The sequence below is a fragment of the Oscillatoria sp. CS-180 genome, assembly GCF_028330965.1.
Classification (GTDB): domain Bacteria; phylum Cyanobacteriota; class Cyanobacteriia; order Phormidesmidales; family Phormidesmidaceae; genus Halomicronema.
In genome coordinates this window covers 25,532-49,677 of the sequence record NZ_JAQMUB010000003.1, presented here as the reverse complement: position 1 = coordinate 49,677, position 24,146 = coordinate 25,532, and the positions used below count along the sequence as shown (strand labels likewise).

Annotated in this window: 21 protein-coding genes; 15 read left to right on the top strand and 6 right to left on the bottom strand. The window is 49.4% G+C overall.

Going from position 1 to position 24,146, the window contains the following annotated elements; genetic code table 11:
- Nucleotides 1-42: 42 nt before the first annotated feature.
- On the top strand, nt 43-741 hold the full coding sequence (locus PN498_RS00435; protein WP_272060691.1) for a uracil-DNA glycosylase: 699 nt from the start codon (nt 43-45) through the stop codon (nt 739-741).
- A gap of 136 nt (nt 742-877) precedes the next feature.
- On the opposite strand, the gene deoC is transcribed toward PN498_RS00435, so the two are convergent.
- A complete protein-coding gene (gene deoC / locus PN498_RS00430) occupies nt 878-1,561 on the bottom strand; it encodes a deoxyribose-phosphate aldolase (protein WP_272060690.1) in 684 nt (227 codons plus the stop codon).
- A gap of 157 nt (nt 1,562-1,718) precedes the next feature.
- Here deoC and PN498_RS00425 point away from each other — a divergent pair, with 157 nt between their 5' ends.
- The 8 genes from PN498_RS00425 (at nt 1,719) to PN498_RS00390 (ending at nt 12,643) form a co-directional block, all read left to right on the top strand.
- Nucleotides 1,719-2,642 carry a glycosyltransferase family 2 protein gene (locus tag PN498_RS00425; RefSeq protein WP_272060689.1) on the top strand — a complete coding sequence of 308 codons (924 nt, stop codon included), beginning with the start codon at nt 1,719-1,721 and terminating at the stop codon, nt 2,640-2,642.
- A gap of 100 nt (nt 2,643-2,742) precedes the next feature.
- Nucleotides 2,743-3,711 carry a glycosyltransferase family 2 protein gene (locus PN498_RS00420; RefSeq protein WP_272060688.1) on the top strand — a complete coding sequence of 323 codons (969 nt, stop codon included), beginning with the start codon at nt 2,743-2,745 and terminating at the stop codon, nt 3,709-3,711.
- Between the two features lie 12 nt (nt 3,712-3,723).
- Nucleotides 3,724-4,419, top strand: coding sequence for a WcaF family extracellular polysaccharide biosynthesis acetyltransferase (locus PN498_RS00415; RefSeq protein ID WP_442951391.1), 696 nt, complete (start codon nt 3,724-3,726; stop codon nt 4,417-4,419).
- A gap of 34 nt (nt 4,420-4,453) precedes the next feature.
- A complete protein-coding gene (locus PN498_RS00410; protein ID WP_272060687.1) occupies nt 4,454-6,706 on the top strand; it encodes a GumC family protein in 2,253 nt (750 codons plus the stop codon).
- A 77-nt stretch (nt 6,707-6,783) separates the two neighbouring features.
- Entirely contained in the window at nt 6,784-8,130 is a 1,347-nt protein-coding gene (locus tag PN498_RS00405; protein WP_272060686.1) for a polysaccharide biosynthesis/export family protein, read from the top strand.
- A gap of 230 nt (nt 8,131-8,360) precedes the next feature.
- Nucleotides 8,361-9,566 (top strand): glycosyltransferase family 2 protein, encoded by a 1,206-nt coding sequence (locus PN498_RS00400; RefSeq protein ID WP_272060685.1) that lies wholly within the window; start codon nt 8,361-8,363, stop codon nt 9,564-9,566.
- 200 nt (nt 9,567-9,766) lie between these two features.
- Nucleotides 9,767-10,381 carry a LemA family protein gene (locus tag PN498_RS00395; RefSeq protein WP_272060684.1) on the top strand — a complete coding sequence of 205 codons (615 nt, stop codon included), beginning with the start codon at nt 9,767-9,769 and terminating at the stop codon, nt 10,379-10,381.
- 276 nt (nt 10,382-10,657) lie between these two features.
- Nucleotides 10,658-12,643 carry a M48 family metallopeptidase gene (locus tag PN498_RS00390; RefSeq protein WP_272060683.1) on the top strand — a complete coding sequence of 662 codons (1,986 nt, stop codon included), beginning with the start codon at nt 10,658-10,660 and terminating at the stop codon, nt 12,641-12,643.
- 178 nt (nt 12,644-12,821) lie between these two features.
- Here the strand turns inward: PN498_RS00390 and cas6 are convergent, their stop codons facing one another.
- From cas6 to PN498_RS00370, 4 genes are all read right to left on the bottom strand, one after another.
- Nucleotides 12,822-13,925 carry a CRISPR-associated endoribonuclease Cas6 gene (cas6, locus tag PN498_RS00385; RefSeq protein WP_272060682.1) on the bottom strand — a complete coding sequence of 368 codons (1,104 nt, stop codon included), beginning with the start codon at nt 13,923-13,925 and terminating at the stop codon, nt 12,822-12,824.
- Between the two features lie 145 nt (nt 13,926-14,070).
- Nucleotides 14,071-15,183, bottom strand: a complete 1,113-nt coding sequence (locus tag PN498_RS00380; RefSeq protein WP_272060681.1) for a serine/threonine-protein kinase — start codon at nt 15,181-15,183, stop codon at nt 14,071-14,073.
- Nucleotides 15,184-15,233: 50 nt separating this feature from the next.
- On the bottom strand, nt 15,234-16,382 hold the full coding sequence (locus tag PN498_RS00375; protein ID WP_272060680.1) for a sensor histidine kinase: 1,149 nt from the start codon (nt 16,380-16,382) through the stop codon (nt 15,234-15,236).
- Nucleotides 16,379-17,092, bottom strand: a complete 714-nt coding sequence (locus PN498_RS00370; RefSeq protein WP_272060679.1) for a response regulator transcription factor — start codon at nt 17,090-17,092, stop codon at nt 16,379-16,381. Before PN498_RS00370 ends, PN498_RS00375 begins: the two co-directional genes overlap by 4 nt.
- Before the next feature lie 138 nt (nt 17,093-17,230).
- Here PN498_RS00370 and PN498_RS00365 point away from each other — a divergent pair, with 138 nt between their 5' ends.
- Genes PN498_RS00365 through lpxD form a run of 5 tightly spaced genes read left to right on the top strand, consistent with a single transcriptional unit; the run spans nt 17,231 to nt 20,819 of the window.
- Nucleotides 17,231-17,485, top strand: a complete 255-nt coding sequence (locus PN498_RS00365; protein ID WP_272060678.1) for a UPF0175 family protein — start codon at nt 17,231-17,233, stop codon at nt 17,483-17,485.
- Entirely contained in the window at nt 17,478-17,720 is a 243-nt protein-coding gene (locus tag PN498_RS00360; RefSeq protein WP_272060677.1) for a DUF3368 domain-containing protein, read from the top strand. The genes PN498_RS00365 and PN498_RS00360 overlap by 8 nt, the downstream gene beginning before the upstream one ends.
- 28 nt (nt 17,721-17,748) lie before the next feature.
- The gene (gene tsaA / locus PN498_RS00355) at nt 17,749-18,318 is read left to right on the top strand and encodes a tRNA (N6-threonylcarbamoyladenosine(37)-N6)-methyltransferase TrmO (RefSeq protein WP_272060676.1); all 570 of its coding nucleotides are present in this window, start codon (nt 17,749-17,751) and stop codon (nt 18,316-18,318) included.
- A 60-nt stretch (nt 18,319-18,378) separates the two neighbouring features.
- Nucleotides 18,379-19,749: a 23S rRNA (uracil(1939)-C(5))-methyltransferase RlmD gene (gene rlmD, locus PN498_RS00350; protein ID WP_272060675.1), complete on the top strand. Its 1,371-nt coding sequence runs from the start codon at nt 18,379-18,381 to the stop codon at nt 19,747-19,749.
- Nucleotides 19,750-19,775: 26 nt separating this feature from the next.
- Nucleotides 19,776-20,819, top strand: a complete 1,044-nt coding sequence (gene lpxD / locus PN498_RS00345) for a UDP-3-O-(3-hydroxymyristoyl)glucosamine N-acyltransferase (RefSeq protein ID WP_272060674.1) — start codon at nt 19,776-19,778, stop codon at nt 20,817-20,819.
- Here the strand turns inward: lpxD and PN498_RS00340 are convergent.
- On the bottom strand, nt 20,811-21,755 hold the full coding sequence (locus PN498_RS00340) for a diguanylate cyclase domain-containing protein (RefSeq protein WP_272060673.1): 945 nt from the start codon (nt 21,753-21,755) through the stop codon (nt 20,811-20,813). The two genes, lpxD and PN498_RS00340, sit on opposite strands and share 9 nt — an antisense overlap.
- Nucleotides 21,756-22,520: 765 nt before the next feature.
- Here PN498_RS00340 and PN498_RS00335 point away from each other — a divergent pair.
- A complete protein-coding gene (locus PN498_RS00335; protein ID WP_272060672.1) occupies nt 22,521-24,110 on the top strand; it encodes a glycoside hydrolase family 57 protein in 1,590 nt (529 codons plus the stop codon).
- Nucleotides 24,111-24,146: the final 36 nt, after the last annotated feature.

Sequence of the window (24,146 nt, the reverse complement as noted above, 5' to 3'; positions counted from 1 at the left end):
CGTGACTCTACAGTTCGCAATACTGATAGCTGCCTCTGCCCCATGACTAACCAGATCGATTTATTCGCTGCTTCTGAAACTTCCGAGGCAATCCCTGAAGACTTCGATATCGATGCGATTCCTACCAGCGCTAGCGTGCCAATTCCCCCTGGCATCTACGAGAATTTAGAAACTTTAGCAACCCACTGCAATGGCTGCCAGCGATGTGACCTAGCAGCAGGTCGCACCAATGTCGTTGTTAGTCGTGGCAATCCCAAGGCTCACATCATGATTGTGGGTGAGGGACCAGGCCAGCAAGAGGACGAACAGGGACTACCCTTTGTGGGGCGATCGGGACAGCTCCTAGAAAAGATTTTGGCCGCCGTCCGCTTAGACACCGAACAGGACGTTTATATTTGCAACGTGGTGAAGTGTCGCCCGCCCAACAACCGTACGCCCTCTGCCGAAGAAACAGCCGCCTGCAAAGGCTACCTATTGGAGCAAATCCGCTTGGTCAATCCTAAGATCATTCTTTTGACAGGGGCCACGGCGATGAAAGGATTGACCGGAGAAAAACGCGGCATCACAAAAATTCGTGGTCAGTGGATTGAGTGGGAAGATCGCTGGTGCATGCCCATCTTTCACCCAGCTTATCTGCTACGTAACCCATCCCGTGAAAAGGGATCCCCAAAATGGCTTATGTGGCAAGATATCCAAGCCGTTAAGGCAAGGCTGGATGAAATTGTCTCGCAGTCGCAGTAGCCTGGTTAAAAACAGTCTTGTGGGGCTGCCATGACCGTTTCGAGATGAAGTAACCTGCGGGAAAAAATAGCTCTGTGGAGACCGATACCGGTATGACGCGATATATCGCGCTTTGTCGTCATTCTCACCCATTCCCCTAAACCTCTTCCAACTGCTTCACTAATTCTGGCCCTCTCGAAGTCCCAATCCGAGTGGCACCTGCCTGTATTAGCAGCAAAGCCTGCTCAGCCGTCCGGATTCCGCCAGAAGCCTTAATCCCGACTCTTCCCTTCGCAATTTCGCGAAGCTGACGGATAACGTCCACCGTTGCTCCTCCTTGCCAACCTGTGCTCGTCTTCAAAAACGCAGCTCCAGCATCCATACAAATATCGGCAGCCGTTTTCAGCTCAGCCGGTGACAACACACTGGTCTCTAAGATTGCTTTTACTGGCGTTCCTGTCGCTTCACAAATTTCAGCGACTTCTCGATGCAAGCGATCATGCTGCCCTGACTTGAGCCAGCCTTGATTGATGACGACATCTAGCTCAGTCGCCCCATTCTCAACCGCTTCTTGAGCCTCATATAGCTTACAGGCGGTGGTGGTTGCCCCAGTTGGAAAGCCGATTACAGTACACACCTTGGCAGATTTGCCCTGGAGCTGTTCTCTTGCCAAAGCAACATAGACGGGAGACACACACACCGTCGCAAATCTGTAGCGATCGCAATCACTACACCATTGCATCACCTGCTCCGGAGTGGCGGTTGAAGTCAGTAAAGAATGGTCGATCAGAGGGGCTAGATCAACTTGTGGCAAGTCTTGATGAAGTTGCAAGCTATCCATGGCAAATCTACGAGAAAGACATCATGGGACACCGGATATTAACCTACCGTAAACTTTCGGTGCATACCCGGATGCATTTACTGAGATAGAGAGAATTGAACTACTTACGGGAATGATTAGAACGAGTCTATGCCCGTGGTAGTTAGGATGTGACCTTATGCCCGCTCGCCTTTCTGCAATTATTTGCACTCATAACCGAGAAGATTACTTAGGTGCGGCGATCGACAGCTTGCTAGAGCAAGATTTTGCCGACTATGAGGTCATCGTTGTGGACAATGCTTCTACTGATCGTACTCGGGCAGTTGTGGAAGCTCGTTTACCCCATCCACGCCTGCGATACGTTTATGAGCAAACGCTGGGACTTTCTGTTGCCCGCAATACTGGCGCCAATTGTGCTGAAGGCGAGATCTTAGCTTACCTAGATGACGATGCCGAAGCTAGTCAGCACTGGTTAACAGCACTTTCTCAAATCTTTGAGCACGATGAAAAGGTCGCGATCGCAGGGGGGAAAGTCACCCTCATTTGGCCGCCTGACTGTGAACCGCCCCAATGGCTCTCAAGCAACATGGCGGGTAATTTGGGAGCGTACGATTTAGGCAATGACATTCTTTATATTACTCAGCCTGGATTGACACCCAGAGGTCTCAACTATGCTATCCGAGCAGATTTCCTCAAACGCATTGGTGGTTTTGATCCCAACCTAGGCAGGGTAGGCAAAAATCTTCTCTCCAATGAAGAACTTTACATGACCGAGAAAGCATTATCAATGGGCCTCAAAGTCACCTATTTGCCAAATGCGCTAGTCGCTCACAACGTTGCGCCGAGTCGTCTGGCTCCGTCTTGGTTTATCAGCCGCAGTTGGTGGCAGGGCATCAGCGAGTGCTACCGCGAACGAATTGCCGGTCGATCAGGTTGGAAGCAGCTGCGATCGGGCGGAGAGCGATTCTGCCGAGGGCTTTATAAAACCGTCAAATATCTCCATGATCCGGCTCAGCGCTTTGAAAATCTGCTATATGCCTATGGGCAAATTGGTTATCTTGCCAGTGCTATTCGAGGCTTACTCTTTACAGCATCTGGGTAACCTTTAGTGGTAAGGAAACTTGGGATGCTCTACCTAAATACCGTTTGCTTCACTTCCTGTCTTGATCCCCTGCGCCAACTCAATCACCCATCAATCTACTATGACCTCCAAAATCCCAGTTTCTGTCCTCATCCCGGCTAAGAACGAGGAATCCAACTTGCCAGCTTGCTTGGAGAGTGTTGCCCGTGCTGATGAAGTGTTCGTTGTGGATTCGCAAAGTGCAGACCGATCAGTAGAAATCTGTGAGCAGCATGGTGCTCAGGTCGTCCAATTTCATTTCAATGGACGCTGGCCCAAAAAGAAAAACTGGTCTCTGGACAATCTGCCATTTAAGAACGACTGGGTTCTCATTGTCGATTGTGACGAGCGCATTCCAGACGAGTTGTGGGACGAGATTGAACAGGCCATTCAAGTCTCGGACTATAACGGTTACTATCTCAATCGCAGGGTTTTCTTCCTGGGCAAGTGGATTCGTTTTGGAGGGAAATATCCTGACTGGAATCTGCGGCTGTTTCGCCACGCCGTGGGGCGTTATGAGAATCTCAACACTGAGGAGATTCGTAATACTGGGGACAATGAAGTCCACGAACATGTGGTCATTGAACAGGGCCAGGTAGGTTACCTCAAAACGGATATGCTCCATATCGACTTTCGAGACCTCTTTCACTGGCTGGAGCGACATAATCGCTATTCCAACTGGGAAGCGCGGGTCTATTACAACTTGCTTACAGGCATGGGAGAGGATGGAACCATTGGTGCCAACCTCTTCGGGGATTCAGTACAGCGCAAGCGGTTTTTGAAAAAGATTTGGGTCCGCTTGCCCTTCAAACCTTTTTTAAGATTTGTTCTATGTTATTTCATTCGTCTCGGTTTCTTAGATGGACGAGCCGGATATATCTACGCACGTTTGCTCAGTCAGTATGAGTATCAAATTGGGGTGAAGTTATTCGAGCTGAAAAAATTTGGCGGACAGCTTAATGTTCGAGAGAAGAAAGAGGAGGTCAATACACCCATTCAGTCCACGAATGACAAACCGCAAGCGATCGCATCCGTCAATGTTCAGAGCTAGCGGCATTGAAACATGACGCATTCCTTTGATGAAAAGGCAGTGGTGCATCCAATGACAGTCTACTCACAGCCTCAACAGAGCAACGGGATTGGGGAACCTGCCCTGGTAGATCTACGACAATATGACCAGTCGTGGTACTCACCTGGACGGCCTAAATGGGTAGTGTTACTGTGGTGGTTAATACAAGCGATCGCGTTTCCGCTAACTCTTCACGCGCATCATGCCCCCCGCCGGGCCCTGTTGCGTTTGTTTGGGGCAAAAATCGGCACACAAGTGGTTATTCGCCCTTCAGCCCGATTTTACTATCCCTGGAAAATAGAAATTGGGGATTACAGCTGGATTGGTAGCGGAGTTGAGTTCTACAGTTTGGCCTCTATTCGTCTGGGAAATCACTGCGTCGTTTCTCAAAACAGCTACCTCTGCACAGGGTCTCATAATCCATCAGATTGTGCATTTGGCTTACAAGTTGCTCCCATCACCTTAGAAAACGGTGTTTGGATAGCCGCAAACTGCTTTGTTGGCCCAGGCGTATCCGTCGGCGCTAATACAGTAGTAGGTGCTAATAGCGGTGTTTTTTCCGATCTACCATCTCAGTGCATTTGCTTAGGAAACCCGTGTAAGCCCTACAAGGCTAGACATGTCAGCGAAAATGTTTACCAGATATTTACAGATGACACTGTCCATAAACCCAATAGGACAGGATTATAAGTAAAGACAGATCCCTTCATCTAACCCTCGGACCATGGATCAGAAAGACTATCAGAATTACAAAGATTACATCGAGCAGATTGATTTGCAGCGGTACTGGCTGGTACTCAAGCGACGCTGGTTACCTGCAACTGCTCTTGCCCTGCTGTGTGTCCTAGGGGCGGGCTTCGTAGCCATGCGAATGAAGGGAGGCTACAAAGCCTCAGGACGAGTGTTTATCCAGAGAGATCGGACAGCATCTTTGATTGGTATTGGTCAAGAACTGTCTACCCCGGCAACATTGGACAGAGAAGCCAACATTCTGGAAACGCAGCGTCAGATTTTGCAAGCGACTCCGCTCTTGACACAGGTTATCGAAACGCTGGATCTGAGAAATGATGAGGGCAATTTAATTTCTCCTAATGCCCTCAGATCTGACTTAACCGTTGAGTCAGTTCCAGGAACGAACATTCTTGAAGTATCATACGTGTCTGCTAATCCAGAACGATCAGCAGCGGTGGTCAACACTCTGATGGATGCATTCATCGAGAAGAATGTCGAGAACAACCGTAGTGAGGCAAGAGCCGCTAGGGAATTCATCGAGGATCAACTGCCGACGATTCGAGATGGCGTGGATCGAGCGGCTGCAGCGCTACGGGATTTCAAAGTTCGCAACGATATCGTTAACTTGGCTGAAGAAACTCAGGCTGTCGTTGGCTTTCTTCAAGGTGTTGAAGGAGAGGCACAAGGCTTAGAAACTCAGCTGGCGGCAGTGGCTTCCCGTTCTAACACCCTACGCGACCAACTGAACCTGTCTGCCGAGGAGGCTCAGGACCTGGTTAAGTTGAATTCTGCTGAAAGTGTGCAGGAGGTTCTAACCAGTTTGGGAGAGGTGCAAACTGAACTAGCGGTTCAGGGCGCTACGTATACTGAGAATCACCCGATTGTCTCTAATCTGAGACGCCAGCAAGATGCACTTGTATCGCTTTTGAACGAACGTGTCTCTGACGTAATCGGTCGGACCTACAGCTCCGATGTAGGAGACTACGAAATCAGTGATATCGAAGCCAACCTAACGGCGGAACTTCTGCAAGTCGAGGCTGAACGCCAGTCTATCGAGGAAAGTATTCGGGAACTAGAGCAGGCCCGTGAAGAGTATATCGAGCGTTCTGCCATCATACCAACACTAGAAAAAGAAGAACTGGAACTGGTCACCGATCTGGAGACAGCTCAACGAGATTACGACCTGTTGGTCAGCCGATTACAAGAGGTGCGGTTGACTGAAAACCAAACGTTGGGAACAGTTCAGATTCAAGAGCAGGCTACTCCACCTGCTAACCCAGTGTCCGATCGCAGTAGGCAGATGAAGCTCATTCTGGCCGGCATTGGTGCGGGTGTTCTGTCGGGTATTGCATTGGCCTTCCTGCTCGACTTGCTGGATAAATCGGTCAAAACGGCTAAAGACGCTGAAGCTCTGCTGGGGTATACCCTACTAGGCGTCATTCCTAAATTTGGTACCGGTGATAGCAATGAGTTTGTGCTACCGACGGCTCACAGTGGCGGCATTTCGCCTCGGGTCGTGACCCTAACTGGAACCCAGCCCATTATCTCGTCTGGATACCAGATGTTGCAAGCAAATCTGAAATTTATCCGGTCTGACCATCCACTACGGATGTTTGTGGTCACGAGTTCGGTTGCCCAAGAGGGGAAGACTGAAGTGTGTGCGAATTTAGCCGTTTCAATGGCACAAGTTGGTCGTCGCGTCTTGCTAATTGACGCCGACATGCGATCGCCCTCACAACACCATATCTGGAACGTCCTAAACCGCGTCGGTTTGAGCCACGTTTTGGTAGGAGAAGGAGAGCTAGAGGAAGCACTACAGCCTGTTGCCGAGAACGTTACGCTTCTACCTGCGGGTGTTGTACCACCGAATCCGTTAGCGCTGGTGGACTCCGAGCGGATGGCAAATCTGATGCAACAGCTATCGACTCAATATGATTACGTCATTCTGGATTCTCCACCTCTAATCGGGGCCGCAGATGCCGCCATTCTAGGCAAGATGGCAGACGGTGTTTTGATGGTTGTCCGTCCTCGTCACGTCGATTCTGCCAGTGTGCTAGCGGCTAAATCATTGCTGAGTCGAGCCGAAGCTGATGTTTTGGGATTTGTCGCCAATGGCATCAACGTTAATAACGAGCACGACGATTACGTATCCATGACCCGTAGCCGGTTCGACTGGCCTGGTGAGGAAGCTGAACGCTCCCTTATGAGCCCGAAGAACAAACAGGGTTCCATTGGCGTCAGATAGATAAAGCACAGCGCCACAAACTACTGTGGCGCTGTCCGATTACATCTTCAAGTTTTATTCTTAAAGTAGATATAGCGATGTCCCTCTCAAAGAACTACACAATTTTTCGGTGGCTGAGCTTCACCTTGCTGCCTTTGTCAAGTGCAGTACTGATCAGTCCCGCAGTGGCTGACTCAACTGAGATGACTGTGAAAGAGGCGACACCGACTCAGCTACAAATGGCTGACGCTCACATTGAAGACGAAGATTCTGAGCTAATATCCCCTTTGCCAGCTGCGTCAGAAACTCCTGACCCGCCCCCAGGAGAAGAAAATGATTCAGAGGAGATGGAGGACGATTCAGAGGAGATGGAGGATGATCTGGCGGATGAGGTCTTTGAAACGCTGCCTCCGCCTCCTGAAGAGCCAGTTTTCTTTGATGAAACCCTAGATTCCACGGTCCCATTCAGCGATCTTAATACTGGATTAACTGGGTATCTACTAGGACCGGGTGATCAGCTTGATGTTTCAGTCATCGGTGTTACTGACCTGGAACGTAACCGTATTGTCCTGCCAGATGGAACCATTCTGTTGCCACTGGTTGGTGCCGTAACCGCAGCAGGAAGAACTCTTGAGGATCTCGAAGCAGATATTACTCGTCGCTTCAGCTTCTATTTAGTTGAACCTGTTGTCGAGGTTAGTCTCAATACTTTAAGACCTGTTGTAGTAACGGTTGGCGGTGAAGTCAATCGTCCTGGCCCTGTGCAGCTCAATAGTCTTTCAACTTTCAACACCCGAGTTGATAACAATGCACAGCTGACATCAGCATCCACTGCACCTACTTTGAGTACAGCTCTAGTCGGTGCGGGCGGTGTTTTGCGAACAGCGGACTTAAGGGATATCAAAGTTCAGCGACAGCTGCCTGATGGACGTGACGTAACGCTAGAAGTCAACTTATGGGAGTCTATTTTTGAAGGGGGCGGGGACAGTAATGTCCTGCTTCAAGATGGCGATATTGTATTTGTTCCAGAAGCGCCTCCTGCTGCGATTGACATCAACCCGCAAGTTGTAGCTCGCTCTAGCTTGGCTCCTGAATCCGTTAATGTGCGTGTCATTGGTGAGGTAGTCAGACCTGGAGACGTCGAAGTCCCCACAGATGGAACCGTCTCAACGGCATTGGCGATCGCCGGCGGCTACGATATCGACACGGCAGACCTGTCCACAGTAGCGTTACTGCGATTGCAAGATAACGGGCAAGTGGAAGAGCAAATCATCGATATGAACTCAAACTTGGTGGATGGTACACCCATTCAAGATGGCGACATCATCGTTGTTCCTAAACGGGGTTACCTCAATACCCTGGACACCATTGGCCGAACACTATCCCCATTAACGGCGCCATTCAACTTCATCCTCTTATTGGAGCGCATCTTTGGTGGTGGCTAATTGCCTGAGACAGTCGTTCAATTCGGGTCGGATAACGACTAGGAACACCAAAAATAAGTTACAGCAGTGATTGCTAGAGCCAAAAGACAGACGTAATCTCTTGTTCAATTAAATTTCTGTTCTGACCATTTTGGCGACGATCATCTTAATTTCTGATTTGATGTTCTGCCGATTCGTGATTTCGAATAAATCTTGAACCTTAATGATTGAATTTTAAGGACCATTTTTTTATGGCTTGGGAAGTTTGGCTAAAAACAGCACTGGGGATACTGCTTGGGGCAGTATCTGTTGCCTATCTCGCATTAACTGCGTTGCTGTTGATGGAATGTCTCCTCGCACTCTTTCCGGTCTCAAAAAAGAGCCAACCTGATAATTCAGAATCGGCATTATCGTTTGCCGTTTTAATGCCTGCTCATAATGAAGAGAGCGTCATCAAGAATACCCTTAACCAATTAATTCCAGAAGTTGATAGTCCAAACAAAATCTGGGTTATCGCTGACAACTGTAGTGATCAAACCGCAGAACTTGCCCGCACCACGGGCGTCACTGTATTGGAGCGAACAGACACCTCACGTCGAGGAAAAGGATATGCTCTGGACTACGGTTTGAGAGCCTTAGCAGAGCACCAGCCCGATGTGGTGGTGATGGTCGATGCAGACTGTTGGGTTACGCCTGGAACGCTAGATCGCATTGCCCAAGAAGCCTTTCACAGTGATCGCCCCGTACAAGCACTTTATTTAATGGAGCAACCAATTGAGCCGACGTTGCGAGATCGCGTTTCAGCCTTTGCAATGACGGTTAAGAATCGAGTGAGAACTCAGGGTCTAACTCAGATTGGAGCGCCCATCATGCTGGGGGGAACTGGCATGGCTTTTCCCTGGAAGGCTTTGCAATCTGTGGAGTTAGCTAGTGGACATATCGTTGAGGATATGAAGCTGGGTATGGATTTAGCGATCGCGGGTTACAAAACTACGCTTGATCCTAAGTCTCAAGTGATTGGCGTTTTGCCTGACGATAGCGAAGCTGCGAAAAGCCAGCGAACTCGATGGGAGCATGGCCATCTACAGGTTCTCAAAACGTATGTTCCTAAGCTTGTCGGTCAATCAGTTCGCCAGTTGAGACCCGATTTACTGTTTCTTGCGCTTGATCTAGCTATTCCACCGCTGGCCTTGTGGAGCATTCTTGGACTATTAGCAACTGTTGTCACAGGCATCACAACACTTTTTGGAGTCATACTTCCCTTCCAAATCCAGCTGGTTGCCGATGTTATTTTAGTCAGTACAATCTTAATCTGCTGGATTGTTTGGGGCCGCAAAACGTTGACTTTTTCTCAGCTCATCGCGATTCCACTATACATTTTCTGGAAAGTTCCAATTTACATCAAAGCCTTCCTAAAACCTGAGAAAGATTGGGTTCGAACGAAGCGCAATACGTAGTTTTTTGACCGTCTTTCCTAAAATCAAGGCAAATTCATATTAGGGAATTTAATTGAATTAACAGGTTGAATTTCCTCAAGTTCATGTCAGAACTGAAGACGCAACGGGAACTCTACGACAAAACAGCTTAATTCGGAAATCTTCTTTTCGACGCTGTATTGATAGATAGATCCTAAAGTCGTCATTCGGGAGGAACGCGCATGGGCGCTTTCATTGGAATTAGTGTTTTCCTAATTGTGATTTTGATTGTGCTGGCTGTTGTGGCCGCGATCGCGATTATGAACATTTACAATCGGCTTGTCACGCTCCGCAATCGTTACCGAAATGCTTTTTCGCAAATCGACGTTCAGCTCAGACGCCGACATGATTTAATTCCTAACTTGGTGGAAACGGTCAGAGGTTACATGAAACACGAGCGTGAAACGCTGGAAGCGGTGATTGCTGCTCGTAACAGCGCGATCGCCGCAAACCAACAGGCCGCTCAATTGCCAGGAGATCCTGCTGCTATGCAGCAATTAGCAGGAGCAGAAGCTGCTTTGACAGGCACATTAGGACGGCTGTTTGCCCTTTCTGAAGCCTATCCCGACCTCAAAGCTAGTCAAAACATGGCTCAGCTTACGGAAGAATTGAGAACAACCGAAAACCAAATTGCATTTGCTCGTCAGGCTTTCAACGACGCCGTGACCCGCTACAACACAAGCCGAGAAGTCTTTCCTAACAATATGGTCGCCAGCGGATTCAATTTTCAATCCGCTGAACTACTTGAAACAATCGAAGCTCCCGAGATGCGACAAGCTCCTCAGGTCTCTTTCTAGCTCCACGTTTCACAAGGGCAGAAGACAGCTAGCAAAAGGCAGACTCGTAGCTTTTTAGCCGTTGAGACTAATGCATCAAGTAACGTCTAGGTGCTTGTCGCATAGTCAAAAGCAGAACTGACGACGGCTATAATTCTTACACAGCAAGCTTTTTGGCATTCCTGCCCGTCTCAGATTGAATGACCAAAGGCCATCTCCTAGGCTGCTCTTCCGAGCAATCATCGCATCGCTTCATTCCTTGGCTAGTGAGAACAACGCGACTCTACGCTCTGAGCTATGAATTTTTTTGAACATCAGGACCAAGCTCGTCGAAATACCGGAAGGCTAATTGCTCTCTTTGTGTTGGCAATCTTTGCCATGATTATTGCGTTCTACCTCATTGCTGTTTTCGGCCTGCAAGAGTATTCTGACGGCCAATTTCGGCTCTGGCAGCCTGCCCTTTTTGGATTGGTCAGTGTTGGGACACTAGGCATCATTAGTTTTGGCAGCCTTAGAAAGATGGTGGAGCTCCGGCGTGGAGGTCCTGCCGTGGCCGAAAGTCTAGGAGGCAAACAGGTCAATCCTCAAACGAGTGACTTTAGGGAGAAGCAACTGCTCAATGTTGTCGCAGAAATGGCGATCGCTTCAGGAACTCCCATTCCTACCGTTTATCTGCTGGAGCGTGAGACCGGGATCAATGCCTTTGCTGCGGGGTACGTTCCAGATGACGCGGTTATTGGCGTCACCCAAGGCTGTTTAGAACAGCTCAGCCGGGAAGAATTACAGGGCGTCATTGCCCACGAATTCAGCCATATTCTCAACGGTGATATGCGGCTCAATCTCAAACTGATTGGCGTACTTCAGGGTCTACTCTACATCTATATTCTAGGGCGCATGATGCTTGAGGGTTCAGGGCGATCGCGCTCTTCACGTAGAGATAAAGATGGTGGTGGCAAGGTAGCCCTAATCGGCATCTCAATGCTGGTGGTGGGGGGTATTGGTCTTGTGTTTGGACGGCTGATTAAAAGTGGCGTTTCCCGCCAGCGTGAATTCTTAGCAGATGCATCCTCGGTTCAGTTCACCCGCAATCCAGCAGCTTTGGCCGGAGCACTTGGTCGTATTGGTGGCTTTGCTAGTGGTTCACGATTGCGATCGCCCAAAGCCGAAGAAGCCAGCCACATGTTTTTTGGAGAAGCTGTAAGCCTTTCCTTGATGAGTAACTGGATGGCGACCCATCCGCCACTAAAGGAAAGAATTCGCCGCATCACAGGGGTGGTTATGGAGGGAGCTGCTATGCCAATAGCTACCGGAGCCGAATCCATGACGGGTGCTGTGATGGGTTTTCAGGCCAACAACGCACCAACCTCGCCCGACTTGGAGGCTATTGCGCCTCCCCTCCCGGCCCCAGCAACGACTTCTATTCAGGCCAGTGCCTTTGTTGCACAGATTGGCACAGCTAGTCCACAGCAGTTAAAGAAAGCGCAGACTTTTCTGCAAGCTTTACCTACTGATTTGAAGGACGCAGTACGATCGCAACAGGGAGCCATGGCCCTGGTCTATGGTTTGCTATTGGACACTCACCCAGATGTGCGATCGCGCCAGCTTGGCCTGTTTCAGACACCCCAAACACTGGTTCCACCTCAATCAGTGGAACACATGGCGAACCTATTGCAAGCCTTAGATTCTAGACAATATCTGTCCTTGCTTGATCTATCAATACCAGCATTAAGAACCATAACCCCCCAGCAGTGTGCTCAGTTTTTCAAGCAAATCCAGGCTCTTGTTCGGGCTGATAGCAAACTTAGTCTCTCTGAATATGTACTGCAGCTCATTCTGCAAAAGCGTTTACGTCCCCACTTTCAGAAGAAAGCAGAACCACTCAAGGAAATTACAAGCTTAGGACCAGTTTGGTCAGACTGTCAGGTTGTGTTAACGGTCCTAGCACGTATCGGTCATCAGCAACCCGCAGACGCCCTTTATGCGTTCAAATCTGGACTAAGTCACTTGCCCGAAGCCCGCAAACGAGAACCCCCCCATACGCTGTTCCGAGTCAGCTTGAATGACTTTGGTCAAAGTTTGAGGCGGTTAGAACCTGTCATCCCCAAACTAAAACAGTCCATCGTGGATGCAGCAGCGCATACCGTACTGCTTGATAACAACGTTACTTCCAAGGAAGCAGAGCTTCTGAGGGCGATCGTGATCATGCTGGATTGTCCCATCCCCCCTTTTCTCGAACCGGTGGAGCGACCCAACCTAACTCAGAGATCTGTGAAAGCAACTTGATTAACTTATCGTCCTGTGCAGCTTGGTCAAGTACATCTCAGGGTCTTAAGGGAGTAGGGAGTAGGGAATAGGGAGCGGGGTGTGCTTGATTCAAATGCATGCCGCTATGTAGCTGTCGTCAGTTTCGCTAGGACATGATGGCGAGCTATCTGACTAAAGCTATACATCAGCTACAGCTTTAATTTGGCTTGTCCTTCAGAGATCGCCGTGCCAGTTTACTGTAAGTCTTTGCTGTTTCGTAGGGCATATCTAAGTCGTTGGCAATGTCTAGGAGCGAGTCGCCTTGTTCTCGGCGAGCCAGAACTGTGGCCCATTTCTCCGCAATATTTTGAGCGCGATCGCCGCCCGTGCGTTTGCGCTGCTCTCGAAACAGGATTGTAAGTTCTTCAATGCGCTCTGCAAGTAACACTTGAACAGGGGGAACGTCCAAAGTGGTCTCTTTGAGATGCCAGCCTGCGATTGTGTGGCCAAGGCCAAAAGTCGTTTTATGTCCAGTGCCACAATAGGGAGCTAATCGTCCCAGCGTGAAAAATAAGTTATGGAAATTAGGATGGTTTTTAGCTTGAGACGTCAGGGCATAGGCGATCGCCCCAGTGAATCCCGTTACGGATCCCCGTTTGCCCGCTGCCACCTTAACTGACTGCATTTGATGTCGCTGAATAATAGCGTGGTCATCAATCCAGTCTAAAAACTCGTCTTGAGAAACCGCTTGCTCCGAGAAATGGTTCCAACGTCGCAGATAGCTATGAAAGACGTTACGCGGCCAGGGTAACGGTAGATGATGACCTTTACGTCGAAAGCTGGTGGGGCTAGCGAAGGTGAGGCTGAAGGAGTTGCTGTCCGATGGCTCTTTTGACAAAGCTTGGTAGGTTGTTGCTGGTAGGACAATCTGAATATCTTGAACAGTCAGGGGCGTTGTCTTGATGACCAACTCCGTTGGCGGTTCCTGCAACCAAGCGGCTAAGCCTGCAGCAGCCTCTTTGGAGAAACCATGCACTTGCCAACGATAGGTTTGTCCTTGCTTCAGCTGCAATGATCGCCGATGAGAAACGAATTGCCCGTCTAATCCCGTGATAGAAAAGGATTTTTCTGATTCGCCGTCGTGTAGATAGGCTGAAAGTTCTGGATCAAAGCTCTGAATTTGTTGTAAAAACCAGGCGTGGAGAGCGATCGTGTATTGCGGGTACAACTCACAGTCTTGCGTAGCTTGGAGCAAAAATTCCAGTCCAACAAGTTCTGTCTTCTTCGGCCAGGATAACTTTCGCTGCCGTTGAGGAGCCACAGGTCACCTCCGATCTCAAAGGCTGATGCCCCAGCATAGCATCCTTCCCCAAAAGGGGACTGAAAATCCTTGATGCCAATACCACCTTCGATTTGATGCATGCCGGCAAGAGTATTCGCTCTGTGGTGCTGTATTGACCGTATGGCTAAAAAAGATGGTTAGGGGATGCAGTTCCCGTAGACATGGGAAAACCCGTGTTTGGGGTGGGCTGAGCATTAGATTTTTGACGGCGCGATCGCCAACGACGAATCGAAATGGCCTGTCGCTGAATAGGCGTGAGATAGCCGTCTATCGGCTCCATTACATCATCCGGTTGCATCGAGCGGGGTTGATAGCTCAGGCCGGGTTGCAGCGTGTCGAAATAGTCTTCCAGCACTAATGCCCGCATCAGTTCGTCAACCGTTTCAAAGCGGTCAACGACATCAGGACTCAACATTTTTTCTAAAATATCGGTGAAGCGATTGCTAAGTTTGACTAAGTGCTGCCATAGAATACGGCCTGTTTTGGGATCTGAATCAAATTCAATCGGTGTCTTGCTCGTTAATAAAAACAGGCAGGTCATCCCCAGCGCATAAATGTCACTGGAGTAAGTAGGACGCAGCGCTTGCTGTTCTGGTGGGGCAAATCCGGGCGTCCCCACAAACTGTGTCATCGAGTTTTGGTAGCTGCCTTCTCCAAGTTCGCCTAAACACTCACGTACAGCTCCGAAATCAATCAGGACCAACCGCCCGTCGTCAGCACAACGAATGATATTGGGTGGTTTGATATCACGATGAATGATGCGGCAACGGTGAACAAACTTGACGACAGGCAAAATCTCTCGCAGAAATTGCTTGACGTGCCGTTCACTCTGAGGTCCATAACGCCGCACTTCTTTGGTCAGAACCTGTCCAGGAATATATTCCTGAACTAAATAAAAACCGTCATTGATTGTGAAATAGTCCAGCAGGAGAGGAATTTGAGAATGGCTGCCGACTTTTGCCAAGACCTTGGCTTCTTTGCGAAAGCGTCGTTTTGCCCGCTCTAATGCAAGAGGACTGTTGACCTTAGGACAAAGCTGCTTAATTACGCAAAGGGGACTCCCTGGAATAACACCATCTTGAGCCAGATACGTCACCCCGAATCCCCCAGAGGCTAAGACTTTAACGATCCGGTAACGATCCCGAAACAGGTGACCAGGTTTATGGAGCAGCTTGCGACGAGCTTGACGGCCACTAGCATCCCGATAATCCGATAGTTTTGGCGGAGAATCCTGCATGGCAACCGGGGTGAGGGTAAAAATCCTAGCAACTAATGTTCATATCAAGGTTACACGGTTTTCTCTAGCAGTGGGCGTGATCTGGCTTCGTGAGAGCCAGATGTCCCCGCAATTGGTAACCAAAATCGAAAGATGCTGCCCTGTCCGACGATGCTCTCAACTTCAATATGCCCACCATGAAGGTCGATTAAACGCTGGCAAATGGTTAATCCGATACCTGTGCCCCCGGAAGCGCGATCGCGTGAGCGATCAGCTCGCCAGAAGCGGTCAAACACATGATTGACATCTTCTGGCGCAATGCCTGGGCCAGTATCTTCCACGGACACCCAAACCTTCATCCCTTCCGACCATACCCTCACTTGAACATATCCGACCTCCGTATGTCGTAACGCATTGCTGAGGAGATTGACCATCACCTGCTCAATACGCTCTGCATCGGCTTGCACCAAAGGGAGCTTTTTGGGATAGTGCAACCGCAACTGGACCGGATCATCCGGCAAACGTTGATCGGTAAACCGAGCCATGATAGAGGCCAGCAGATCGTGTAAATCTGTAGGTCGGGGGTTGATGGATAAATAACCTGACTCTAGCTGGGATAGCTCTTGAAGATCATTTACCAACCGCTGAAGTCGTCCTGTTTCGCGGATGAGGCGATCGTAAATGGCAGGATCAGCCTCTAAAGTTCCATCTGAAAGCCCTTCTAAATAACCTTTCAGGATCGTTAGCGGAGTCCGTAACTCATGGGATAGGTCACTCACCAAATCACGTCGCCGCTGTTCCACGCTCTGAATATCAGCCGCCATGTGATTCACGCTATTAGCCAACTGAGTCAGCTCCAGAATTTCATACTCGGGCAGGCGTCGGTCCAGTTCTCCCGAGGCAAAGGCGCGGGTAATTCCTTCCATCTCTAACAGCGGATCGACAATGCGCTGAGACAGCCAATAGCTCAAACTACTGGCTGAGATTCCTCCTAGCAGCGCCGCCCACAACATCCCACGCCCCCAAGCAAACTGAAAAACTTCGACGAGTTGCCCTTGAACTTGGGCCATGCGGAAATTGCTGCCTTGGATACGCCGTAGCCGCAGGATAAAGAGTCGTGGCGTGTATAGCCAGCCCACAATTGTTAGGGTGATGATTCCGATCGCTAGTACAGTCAGGTGTGCTCTAAACAGACGACTTCGCAGGCTAGGCTTTCTCATGATGGATCAGCTTCGTCCTCAAACTTGTACCCTACCCCAATCACCGTTTTGATATGGGTTGGCTGAGCCGGGTCCGGTTCAACCTTTTTTCGTAGACGAGCTATGTGAGCGTCTACGATCCGCTCATCCCCATAAAAGTCTTCGCCCCAAAGCTTTTCGATCAGCTGGGGGCGTGTCCATACACGACCGGGGTAGCTGACAAAGGTTGCCAATAGGTCAAATTCTAGCGTGGTCAAAGACAGGGGTTCCGATGTGCCATCTGGGAGCGATCGCGTTGCTAGCCGCTGAGTTGGATCGAGCTGAAAATGCGGACTCTGAAACTGGGGTGTTTGCCCCCCCTGCCGTAGACTACGCCGTAGCAAAGCCCTCACCCTGGCGACCAACTCCCTTGGGCTAAACGGCTTCACCAAATAGTCATCCGCCCCAGTAGATAAACCAATAATGCGATCCAGTTCTTCCCCCTTAGCCGTCACCATCATGATGTAAGGATCTTTGTCCCCAGGTTTCTGACGGATTTGGGCACACACTTCGAGTCCATCCAGTCCAGGCAGCATCAGGTCCAGCACAACAACATCTGGCTGAATGGTCTGAGCCATTTGCAATGCCTGCTGCCCGTCGCGACAAAGATGAACCGTAAAACCTTCCTTTTCCAGATAAACCTTGATGAGATTGGCAATGTCTAGCTCATCTTCAACAACCAGGATATCCATAATAATGAGGGGAGGTGAATGACGACGCTGTCAGCAGGCCACACGTTAGAAGGCTGTTTAAGAGCACCCGTAGGATTGTCTACCAGCTGCGATCTAGTCTCATGCTAATACCTGCTATACACACCATAGAGAAAAACGATGTCTTTGCAGTTAGTTATTGATTATCCAGATACTTTTCCAGATGCCCTTGGCCGTACTCAAGAGCAATTTGAACAAGAAGCCAAGTGGGCTATGGCTGTAAAACTCTTCGAAATGAAACGACTGTCTTCCGGTATGGCCGCTAGGCTTCTGAACGTAGACCGAATCACATTTCTGCTCAAGCTAGATGACTATGGAGTGCCAGTGATTGATTTAACCGAAGCCGAACTGTTGTCTGATATTGCTAATGCCTGACTCAAAGGTAATTGTCGTTAATACATCTCCGTTAATCTCTCTTGTTGCTGGCAGACGCATAGCTCGGCTGTGTGGGTTATCTTTGACTGGCTCTATTGGAGTGCTGCTTAAAGACAAGCAACAAAACCCGTCTTTCTCACTCAAATCTGCTATCGATAACATGCTTAATCATCGCATCCGCCTCAGCAAAACCGTCATTGATTTTGCATTGAAGCAATCTGGCGAAAAATCATAGACGCTCTTGGAGATAGCCCGCTAAAACGATGCCAAAACGACCTCCTAAGCACTACAGTCAGGCAGTTGATTTTCCCTGTGAGGTGACGCTGAGGGCTATTGGGATCGTACGATCGCCCTATACAGAGCGCCATGGAACACCACGACAGTCTCAGCTCTCCACCGTGCCATCAGACTACAATCCCGCGATCGCCCGTATCGAACTCTTTCCAGATGTCGTGCCAGCGATCGCGCTAAAAGATTTAGAAGGGTTTGAATACTTATGGGTGATTGCATGGCTTCATCTCAACCATCACTGGAATCCCACCGTCATGCCTCCTCGTGGTCCGAGAGTACGTCGAGGCACCCTGGCAACCCGTGCTCCGCACAGACCCAACCCCATTAGCCTTAGCGTTACCCGCATTCTCAAAGTTGAAGCTGGTGTTATTCACGTGGAAGGCATCGATCTTCTAGACCAAACTCCTGTACTAGACATTAAACCCTACATTCCCTACTGTGACGCCTTTCCCCAAGCCAAAAGCGGCTACGTTGATGAGGCTGAAAAAGCGGTCAGCACCGAAGACGATATTTTTGGTCAAGCAGGCCATCCATTCAAATAACTAGGATAAACTCTCTTTCTCCTTGCATCTACCCATCTACATTATTCACTCGTCACCCCAATGATTCACTGGCAACAAGGGCAAACCCTCGAACTCGATATCACTGATCTCAGTAGCAGTGGTGAAGGTGTCGGTCGTTGGGACAATCGTGTAGTGTTTGTTCCCGATACGGTGCCAGGCGATCGCATCCAAACCCGCCTGATTTTCACGAAACCGTCTTTCGGCAGGGGCAAGCTATTGGAGATATTGCAAGCGTCTAGCGATCGCATCCGACCCGCCTGCATTGTGGCGGACAAGTGCGGGGGTTGTCAGTGGCAGTCTGTGACCTATGAAGCGCAGCTTGCCGCTAAACAGCAACAGGTTACCGATGCTCTTACACGCATCGGCGGTTTTGCTGACGTTCAAGTTGATCCCATTCTGGCGGCGGACCACCCTTTGGACTATCGCAATAAGGCAACTTATCCTTTGGGGCGATCGCCAGAAGGCAAAGTGAAGGCTGGTTATTTCCGCAAGGGGACTCATCAAATTGTGAATTTGAATCAGTGTCCCGTACAGGACGATCGCCTCGATCCGCTACTAGCCGAAGTCAAACAGGATATTCAGCAGCGAGGGTGGTCTATTTTTGACGAAAGTAGCCGAGAAGGTGCACTGCGGCATCTGGCTCTCCGCATTGGCCGCCGCACAGGTCAAATGCTGCTGACGCTGATCAGTACGACCTGGGAACTTGAGGGCTTGGAGGAGCAATGCCTCCAGTGGAAACAGCGTTATCCAGAACTGGCGGGAATTTGTATCAACCGGAATCGCAAGTCAGGCAATGCGATCTGGGGTAAAAAGACGCGATATGTTGTAGGGCAGCCCTATTTGGAAGAACAGTTTGCGGAACTGACCTTTCATATTTATCCCACCACTTTCTTTCAAATTCACACAGAGCAGGCTGAGCGGCTACTAGCCGTCATTGTGAATGAATTGCAACTACAAGGAACTGAGGCCATTGTCGATGCTTATTGTGGCATTGGCACGCTGACACTACCGATCGCACAACGCGCAGAATTCTGTTTAGGTTTAGAAGTCCAAGACGAAGCTGTTGAAATTGCGGCTGAAAATGCTGAGCTCAACGGGATCGCCAACGTGCGATTTCAGGCGGGAACAGTAGCAGAACTGTTACCTCAGGTAAGGCTACATTTGCAAGACCGCGTTCCTGATGTTGTCATGCTCGATCCACCCCGTAAAGGCTGCGATGATCACGTTCTAGAGGCCCTCATCTCGCTCCATCCGCAACGAATTGCTTACATGAGCTGCAACCCAGCAACACTAGCCCGCGATCTCAAAAAGCTCTGTCGTGCAGGCGGTTATCACTTAAATCGTGTACAACCTGCGGACTTCTTTCCACAGACAGCTCATGTAGAGTGTGTCGCGTTTCTGGTAGCGTAAGGAAGCTCCTGTTCACTTAAAACAGTATGAAGTTCAGCGCTATCGCCCAAGCTATCGGCATCACTGAGGAATCAAGTTTGTCGGCCTTTCCGGATCGGGATCCCGATATTGCAGGGGTTGCTGCGGTGCAGACGGCAGCGCCAGGGACCCTGAGCTATATCGAAGGTGAGAAGTTTGCCAAGTACGTCGAAACGACCGCAGCTAGCGCCCTAATTTTACCGAAGAATGAAGCGCTCCAAGCCTATGCCAACGATCGCAACATTGCCTGGATCAGCACACCAGATCCCCGCTTGGGATTTGCCCGGGCGATCGCGCTGTTTTATCAGCCATTCAAACCTTCTCCCAGCATCCATTCAACCGCCATCATTGATCCCGCAGCCCAAATTGGAGACGACGTGAGTATTGGTGCCCATGCTGTGATTCAAGCAGGAGCCAAGGTGGGAACTGGTGTCTGTATTCATCCCAACGTGGTGGTCTACCCCAACGCGGTTGTCGGCGATCGCACCGTACTTCATGCCAATTGTGTAATTCACGAGCGGACTCGAATCGGTGCAGACTGTGTGATTCACAGCGGGGCTGTGATTGGCTCAGAAGGGTTTGGCTTCGTTCCTACAGCTGCCGGATGGGAAAAGATGGAGCAGTCAGGCATTACCGTTTTGGAAGATGGCGTCGAGATTGGTTGCAACTCAGCGGTAGATCGCCCCGCAGTGGGTGAAACTCGGGTGCGACGCGGTACGAAGCTTGACAACTTGGTTCATGTGGCTCACGGCTGCGAGATTGGGCAAGGCGTTGTCATGGCGGCTCAAGTCGGTATGGCAGGTGGCGTCACTGTTGAAGATCAGGCGATTTTAGCGGGCCAAGTAGGAATCTCGAACCAGGCCAGGATTGGGAAAGGAGCGATCGCAACGGCTAAAGCGGGTATCCACAGCGATGTCAAACCGGGTGAAATTGTCACGGGCATTCCGGCGCTGCCCCACAAAGCTTTTTTGAAAGCATCTGCCGTCTTCAGCCGCTTACCTGAAATGCACCGAACGCTTCGTAAGCTGAGTCGTCAGGCCAATCTAGACTAGACTCATGCTATTTCGAATGATAAGACGATTACGCCCCAGATCCTTAGCTTCATACAGAGCTTTATCCGCTTCTTCGATGAGATCTGTAGGGTCTCTGGAAATCTGCGGAATGACCGCCGTTCCACCTGAACTGTACGTCACAATCTGGCTAATTGGAGACTGATAGTGAGGAATTGCCTGACGGGTTAATTGTGCGCGGATTCGCTGATCGATAACTTTAAGTCCTTCCAGAGAGGTGTTTGGCAATAGCAGGATAAACTCCTCACCACCATACCGGGCTACTAAATCCGTCGAACGTTCAACGGATGACCGAAGAATTGCCGCAAATTGCTTTAGACAGCGATCGCCTTCTAAATGTCCATAGGCATCGTTGTATTGCTTGAAATAATCTAAGTCACAAAGCAAAACACCTAAAGGGGTTTGTTCTCTAACCAATCTTTTCCATTCTTTATTTAGATTGGCCTGAAAAAACCGACGATTGGATAAGCCAGTCAGTTCATCAGTCGAAGAAATGTGCTGCAAGTATGAATTAGCTAACTCTAGTTCTCGAAGCAATTGACGTTCCTGCAGCACACGTTTTATGCGGTGCAGGAGGACAGAGAGATGGACCGGTTTCGTGATGAAATCGGTAGCCTGGGCCTCAAAAGCTTTCTCGACAGAAATTTCATCGCTCAGAGCGGTAATCATCAAGACTGGCGGGCAGCGATCGCGCAAGCGCTGATGCATAATCTCGCAGCACCGAAACCCATCAATATCAGGCAGAACCGCATCCAAAAGAACAATATCGACAACTTCATTCATGACGATGGACAAACCGCCCATACCAGTCGCTGCCTCCAGCACCTGAAAAGCTCCCGCTTGCAATGCAATGTTCAGAAAGCTTCGCGAATCGTTGTCATCATCTACTACAAGTACTGTGGGAAACCCCTGCACCATACTCCTTTAATTGAATTTTTAAGGGTCTACGTTGATTCGCTCACAAACGCCTGTATTACCAGATTAACTTATAGCACTCGCACTACTATCATTATCAAACTACTAATAGCTAAACAGATCCTTATGAAAGATTTAGTAATTGTTTGCTCTATTACAAAAGGTAGACGATACAACAAAAAATACTCGGATTAAGCATCGCCCCTGAAATGAGAATTCAGATACGATTTCTTATTTTACTTGAAATACTCTCTGCGACTCTTCTTAAAGCATACAAATATGGACTACTCAAGATAGAGTTCAACGTAATTGAAACAGAATTTTGTTACCGCTGCTGCAATTGGGGATGTCCAGCAAACACGAACAGACCACTATGCTGAACAGTTTGAGAGGGATTTTTGCAAAACACAAAAACTGAGGGCCACGCACAAAAAACTGTTCGTCACAGAGTGGCTTTTGTAAAAACTCACTACAAAAATGCTAGCAGTATTGCCAAGGATTTTTCAGAGAATGCGGTCTGATAGCCTGCTCAGCTTGATGTTATTTTTTGCTACAGTTTGCGACCACGCAGCGTGATTTTCTACTTTTTGTGAACGTGGCACTGCGGCTTACTTTGACGCAGCATAGCGATCGCGTTCCATCAAGATTCAACTTCGGTTGTCCAAGAAACCAGTAGATGGTTTAGCTTTGCTTTACAATTTGTCCAAAGCTGAAGTAGCTTCAACGTTTATATTGCTCCACACGTCCAGTTAGAGAGACGCAACCGTCATGAGTATCGGATATCTCGCCCTCGTTTTACATGCACACCTTCCTTTCGTTCGACACCCAGAAAGCGACTTCGTACTTGAGGAAGAGTGGCTCTTTGAGGCGATTACCGAGACTTACGTCCCGCTGATCACGATGTTTGAAGGACTCAAGCAAGACGGCGTTGACTTCAAGCTGACCATGAGCATGACGCCGCCTTTGGTAGCGATGCTGCGGGATCCGCTTCTACAGGAGCGATATGACGAGCACCTCACTAAACTAGAGGAACTAATTGAGCTTGAGGTTGACCGCAACGTTCACAATGGTCACTTACAATATCTGGCCGAACACTACGCCAAAGAGTTCAATCATGTTCGACGCATCTGGGAAAAGTACGATCGCGACCTAGTCAAGGCATTCAAGCAATTTCAAGACAGTAACAACTTAGAAATCATTACCTGCGGTGCAACTCACGGCTATTTGCCGCTTATGAAGATGTATCCAGAGGCGGTCTGGGCCCAAATTCAAGTTGCGGTTGAAAGCTACACCGAACATTTCGATCGCCCCCCTAATGGCATCTGGCTGCCGGAATGCGCCTACTACGAAGGGGTTGAGCGAATGCTGGCAGATGCAGGGTTGCGCTATTTTCTGACGGATGGGCACGGTATTCTCTATGCTCGGCCTCGGCCTCGATTTGGTTCCTATTCTCCTATTTATACGGAGACAGGGGTTGCGGCATTCGGTCGGGATCATGAATCATCTCAGCAGGTCTGGTCTTCTCAAGTGGGCTATCCTGGCGCATCCGAATATCGAGAGTTCTATCGTGATCTAGGGTGGGATGCTGAATATGAATACATCAAGCCCTATGTGATGCCAAACGGTCAACGAAAAAATGTGGGCATCAAGTATCACAAGATCACAGGTAAGGGACTCGGACTATCGGATAAAGAATGGTACGACCCCTATTGGGCTAGAGAAAAAGCAGCAGAGCATGCGTCCAACTTCATGTTCAATCGAGAACGGCAAGTTGAACATCTACATGACATCATGCACCGTCCACCCATCATCGTGTCTCCCTATGATGCGGAACTGTTTGGTCACTGGTGGTACGAGGGTCCTTGGTTCCTAGACTATCTCTTCCGTAAGACCTGGTTTGACCAAGGAACTTATAACATGACGCACTTAGCCGACTATCTACTTGAGAATCCAACTCAGCAGGTCGCGCGTCCCTCTCAATCCAGCTGGGGCTATAAAGGTTTTCATGAATATTGGCTCAACGATACGAACGCTTGGATCTATCCCCACCTCCATAAAGCAGCTGAGCGAATGATCGACTTGGCCAAACAAGAACCTGCTGACGAACTGGAATGGCGAGCGTTAAATCAGGCTGCCCGAGAACTCCTTTTGGCTCAGTCGTCTGACTGGGCGTTTATTATGCGAACGGGAACGATGGTGCCTTATGCTGTACGACGAACTCGGTCTCACCTAGCTCGCTTTACCAAACTCTGGGAAGACCTCAACCAGGAAAAAATCGATTCGGGTTGGCTCGCCAAAGTTGAGGCGATCGATAATATCTTCCCCAACATCAACTATCGGGTCTATCGCACTCTCTGACCATCAGAACGCTAAGGAGATTTCTGAAAATAGAAA

What these genes read in the sequence shown, in the direction of transcription:
- PN498_RS00435 (WP_272060691.1), top strand. Translation starts at nt 43, where the DNA reads ATGACTAACCAGATCGATTTATTCGCTGCTTCTGAAACTTCCGAGGCA.
- deoC (WP_272060690.1), bottom strand. Translation starts at nt 1,561, where the DNA reads ATGGATAGCTTGCAACTTCATCAAGACTTGCCACAAGTTGATCTAGCC.
- PN498_RS00425 (WP_272060689.1), top strand. Translation starts at nt 1,719, where the DNA reads ATGCCCGCTCGCCTTTCTGCAATTATTTGCACTCATAACCGAGAAGAT.
- PN498_RS00420 (WP_272060688.1), top strand. Translation starts at nt 2,743, where the DNA reads ATGACCTCCAAAATCCCAGTTTCTGTCCTCATCCCGGCTAAGAACGAG.
- PN498_RS00415 (WP_442951391.1), top strand. Translation starts at nt 3,724, where the DNA reads ATGACGCATTCCTTTGATGAAAAGGCAGTGGTGCATCCAATGACAGTC.
- PN498_RS00410 (WP_272060687.1), top strand. Translation starts at nt 4,454, where the DNA reads ATGGATCAGAAAGACTATCAGAATTACAAAGATTACATCGAGCAGATT.
- PN498_RS00405 (WP_272060686.1), top strand. Translation starts at nt 6,784, where the DNA reads ATGTCCCTCTCAAAGAACTACACAATTTTTCGGTGGCTGAGCTTCACC.
- PN498_RS00400 (WP_272060685.1), top strand. Translation starts at nt 8,361, where the DNA reads ATGGCTTGGGAAGTTTGGCTAAAAACAGCACTGGGGATACTGCTTGGG.
- PN498_RS00395 (WP_272060684.1), top strand. Translation starts at nt 9,767, where the DNA reads ATGGGCGCTTTCATTGGAATTAGTGTTTTCCTAATTGTGATTTTGATT.
- PN498_RS00390 (WP_272060683.1), top strand. Translation starts at nt 10,658, where the DNA reads ATGAATTTTTTTGAACATCAGGACCAAGCTCGTCGAAATACCGGAAGG.
- PN498_RS00380 (WP_272060681.1), bottom strand. Translation starts at nt 15,183, where the DNA reads ATGCAGGATTCTCCGCCAAAACTATCGGATTATCGGGATGCTAGTGGC.
- PN498_RS00375 (WP_272060680.1), bottom strand. Translation starts at nt 16,382, where the DNA reads ATGAGAAAGCCTAGCCTGCGAAGTCGTCTGTTTAGAGCACACCTGACT.
- PN498_RS00370 (WP_272060679.1), bottom strand. Translation starts at nt 17,092, where the DNA reads ATGGATATCCTGGTTGTTGAAGATGAGCTAGACATTGCCAATCTCATC.
- PN498_RS00365 (WP_272060678.1), top strand. Translation starts at nt 17,231, where the DNA reads ATGTCTTTGCAGTTAGTTATTGATTATCCAGATACTTTTCCAGATGCC.
- PN498_RS00360 (WP_272060677.1), top strand. Translation starts at nt 17,478, where the DNA reads ATGCCTGACTCAAAGGTAATTGTCGTTAATACATCTCCGTTAATCTCT.
- tsaA (WP_272060676.1), top strand. Translation starts at nt 17,749, where the DNA reads ATGCCAAAACGACCTCCTAAGCACTACAGTCAGGCAGTTGATTTTCCC.
- rlmD (WP_272060675.1), top strand. Translation starts at nt 18,379, where the DNA reads ATGATTCACTGGCAACAAGGGCAAACCCTCGAACTCGATATCACTGAT.
- lpxD (WP_272060674.1), top strand. Translation starts at nt 19,776, where the DNA reads ATGAAGTTCAGCGCTATCGCCCAAGCTATCGGCATCACTGAGGAATCA.
- PN498_RS00340 (WP_272060673.1), bottom strand. Translation starts at nt 21,755, where the DNA reads ATGGTGCAGGGGTTTCCCACAGTACTTGTAGTAGATGATGACAACGAT.
- PN498_RS00335 (WP_272060672.1), top strand. Translation starts at nt 22,521, where the DNA reads ATGAGTATCGGATATCTCGCCCTCGTTTTACATGCACACCTTCCTTTC.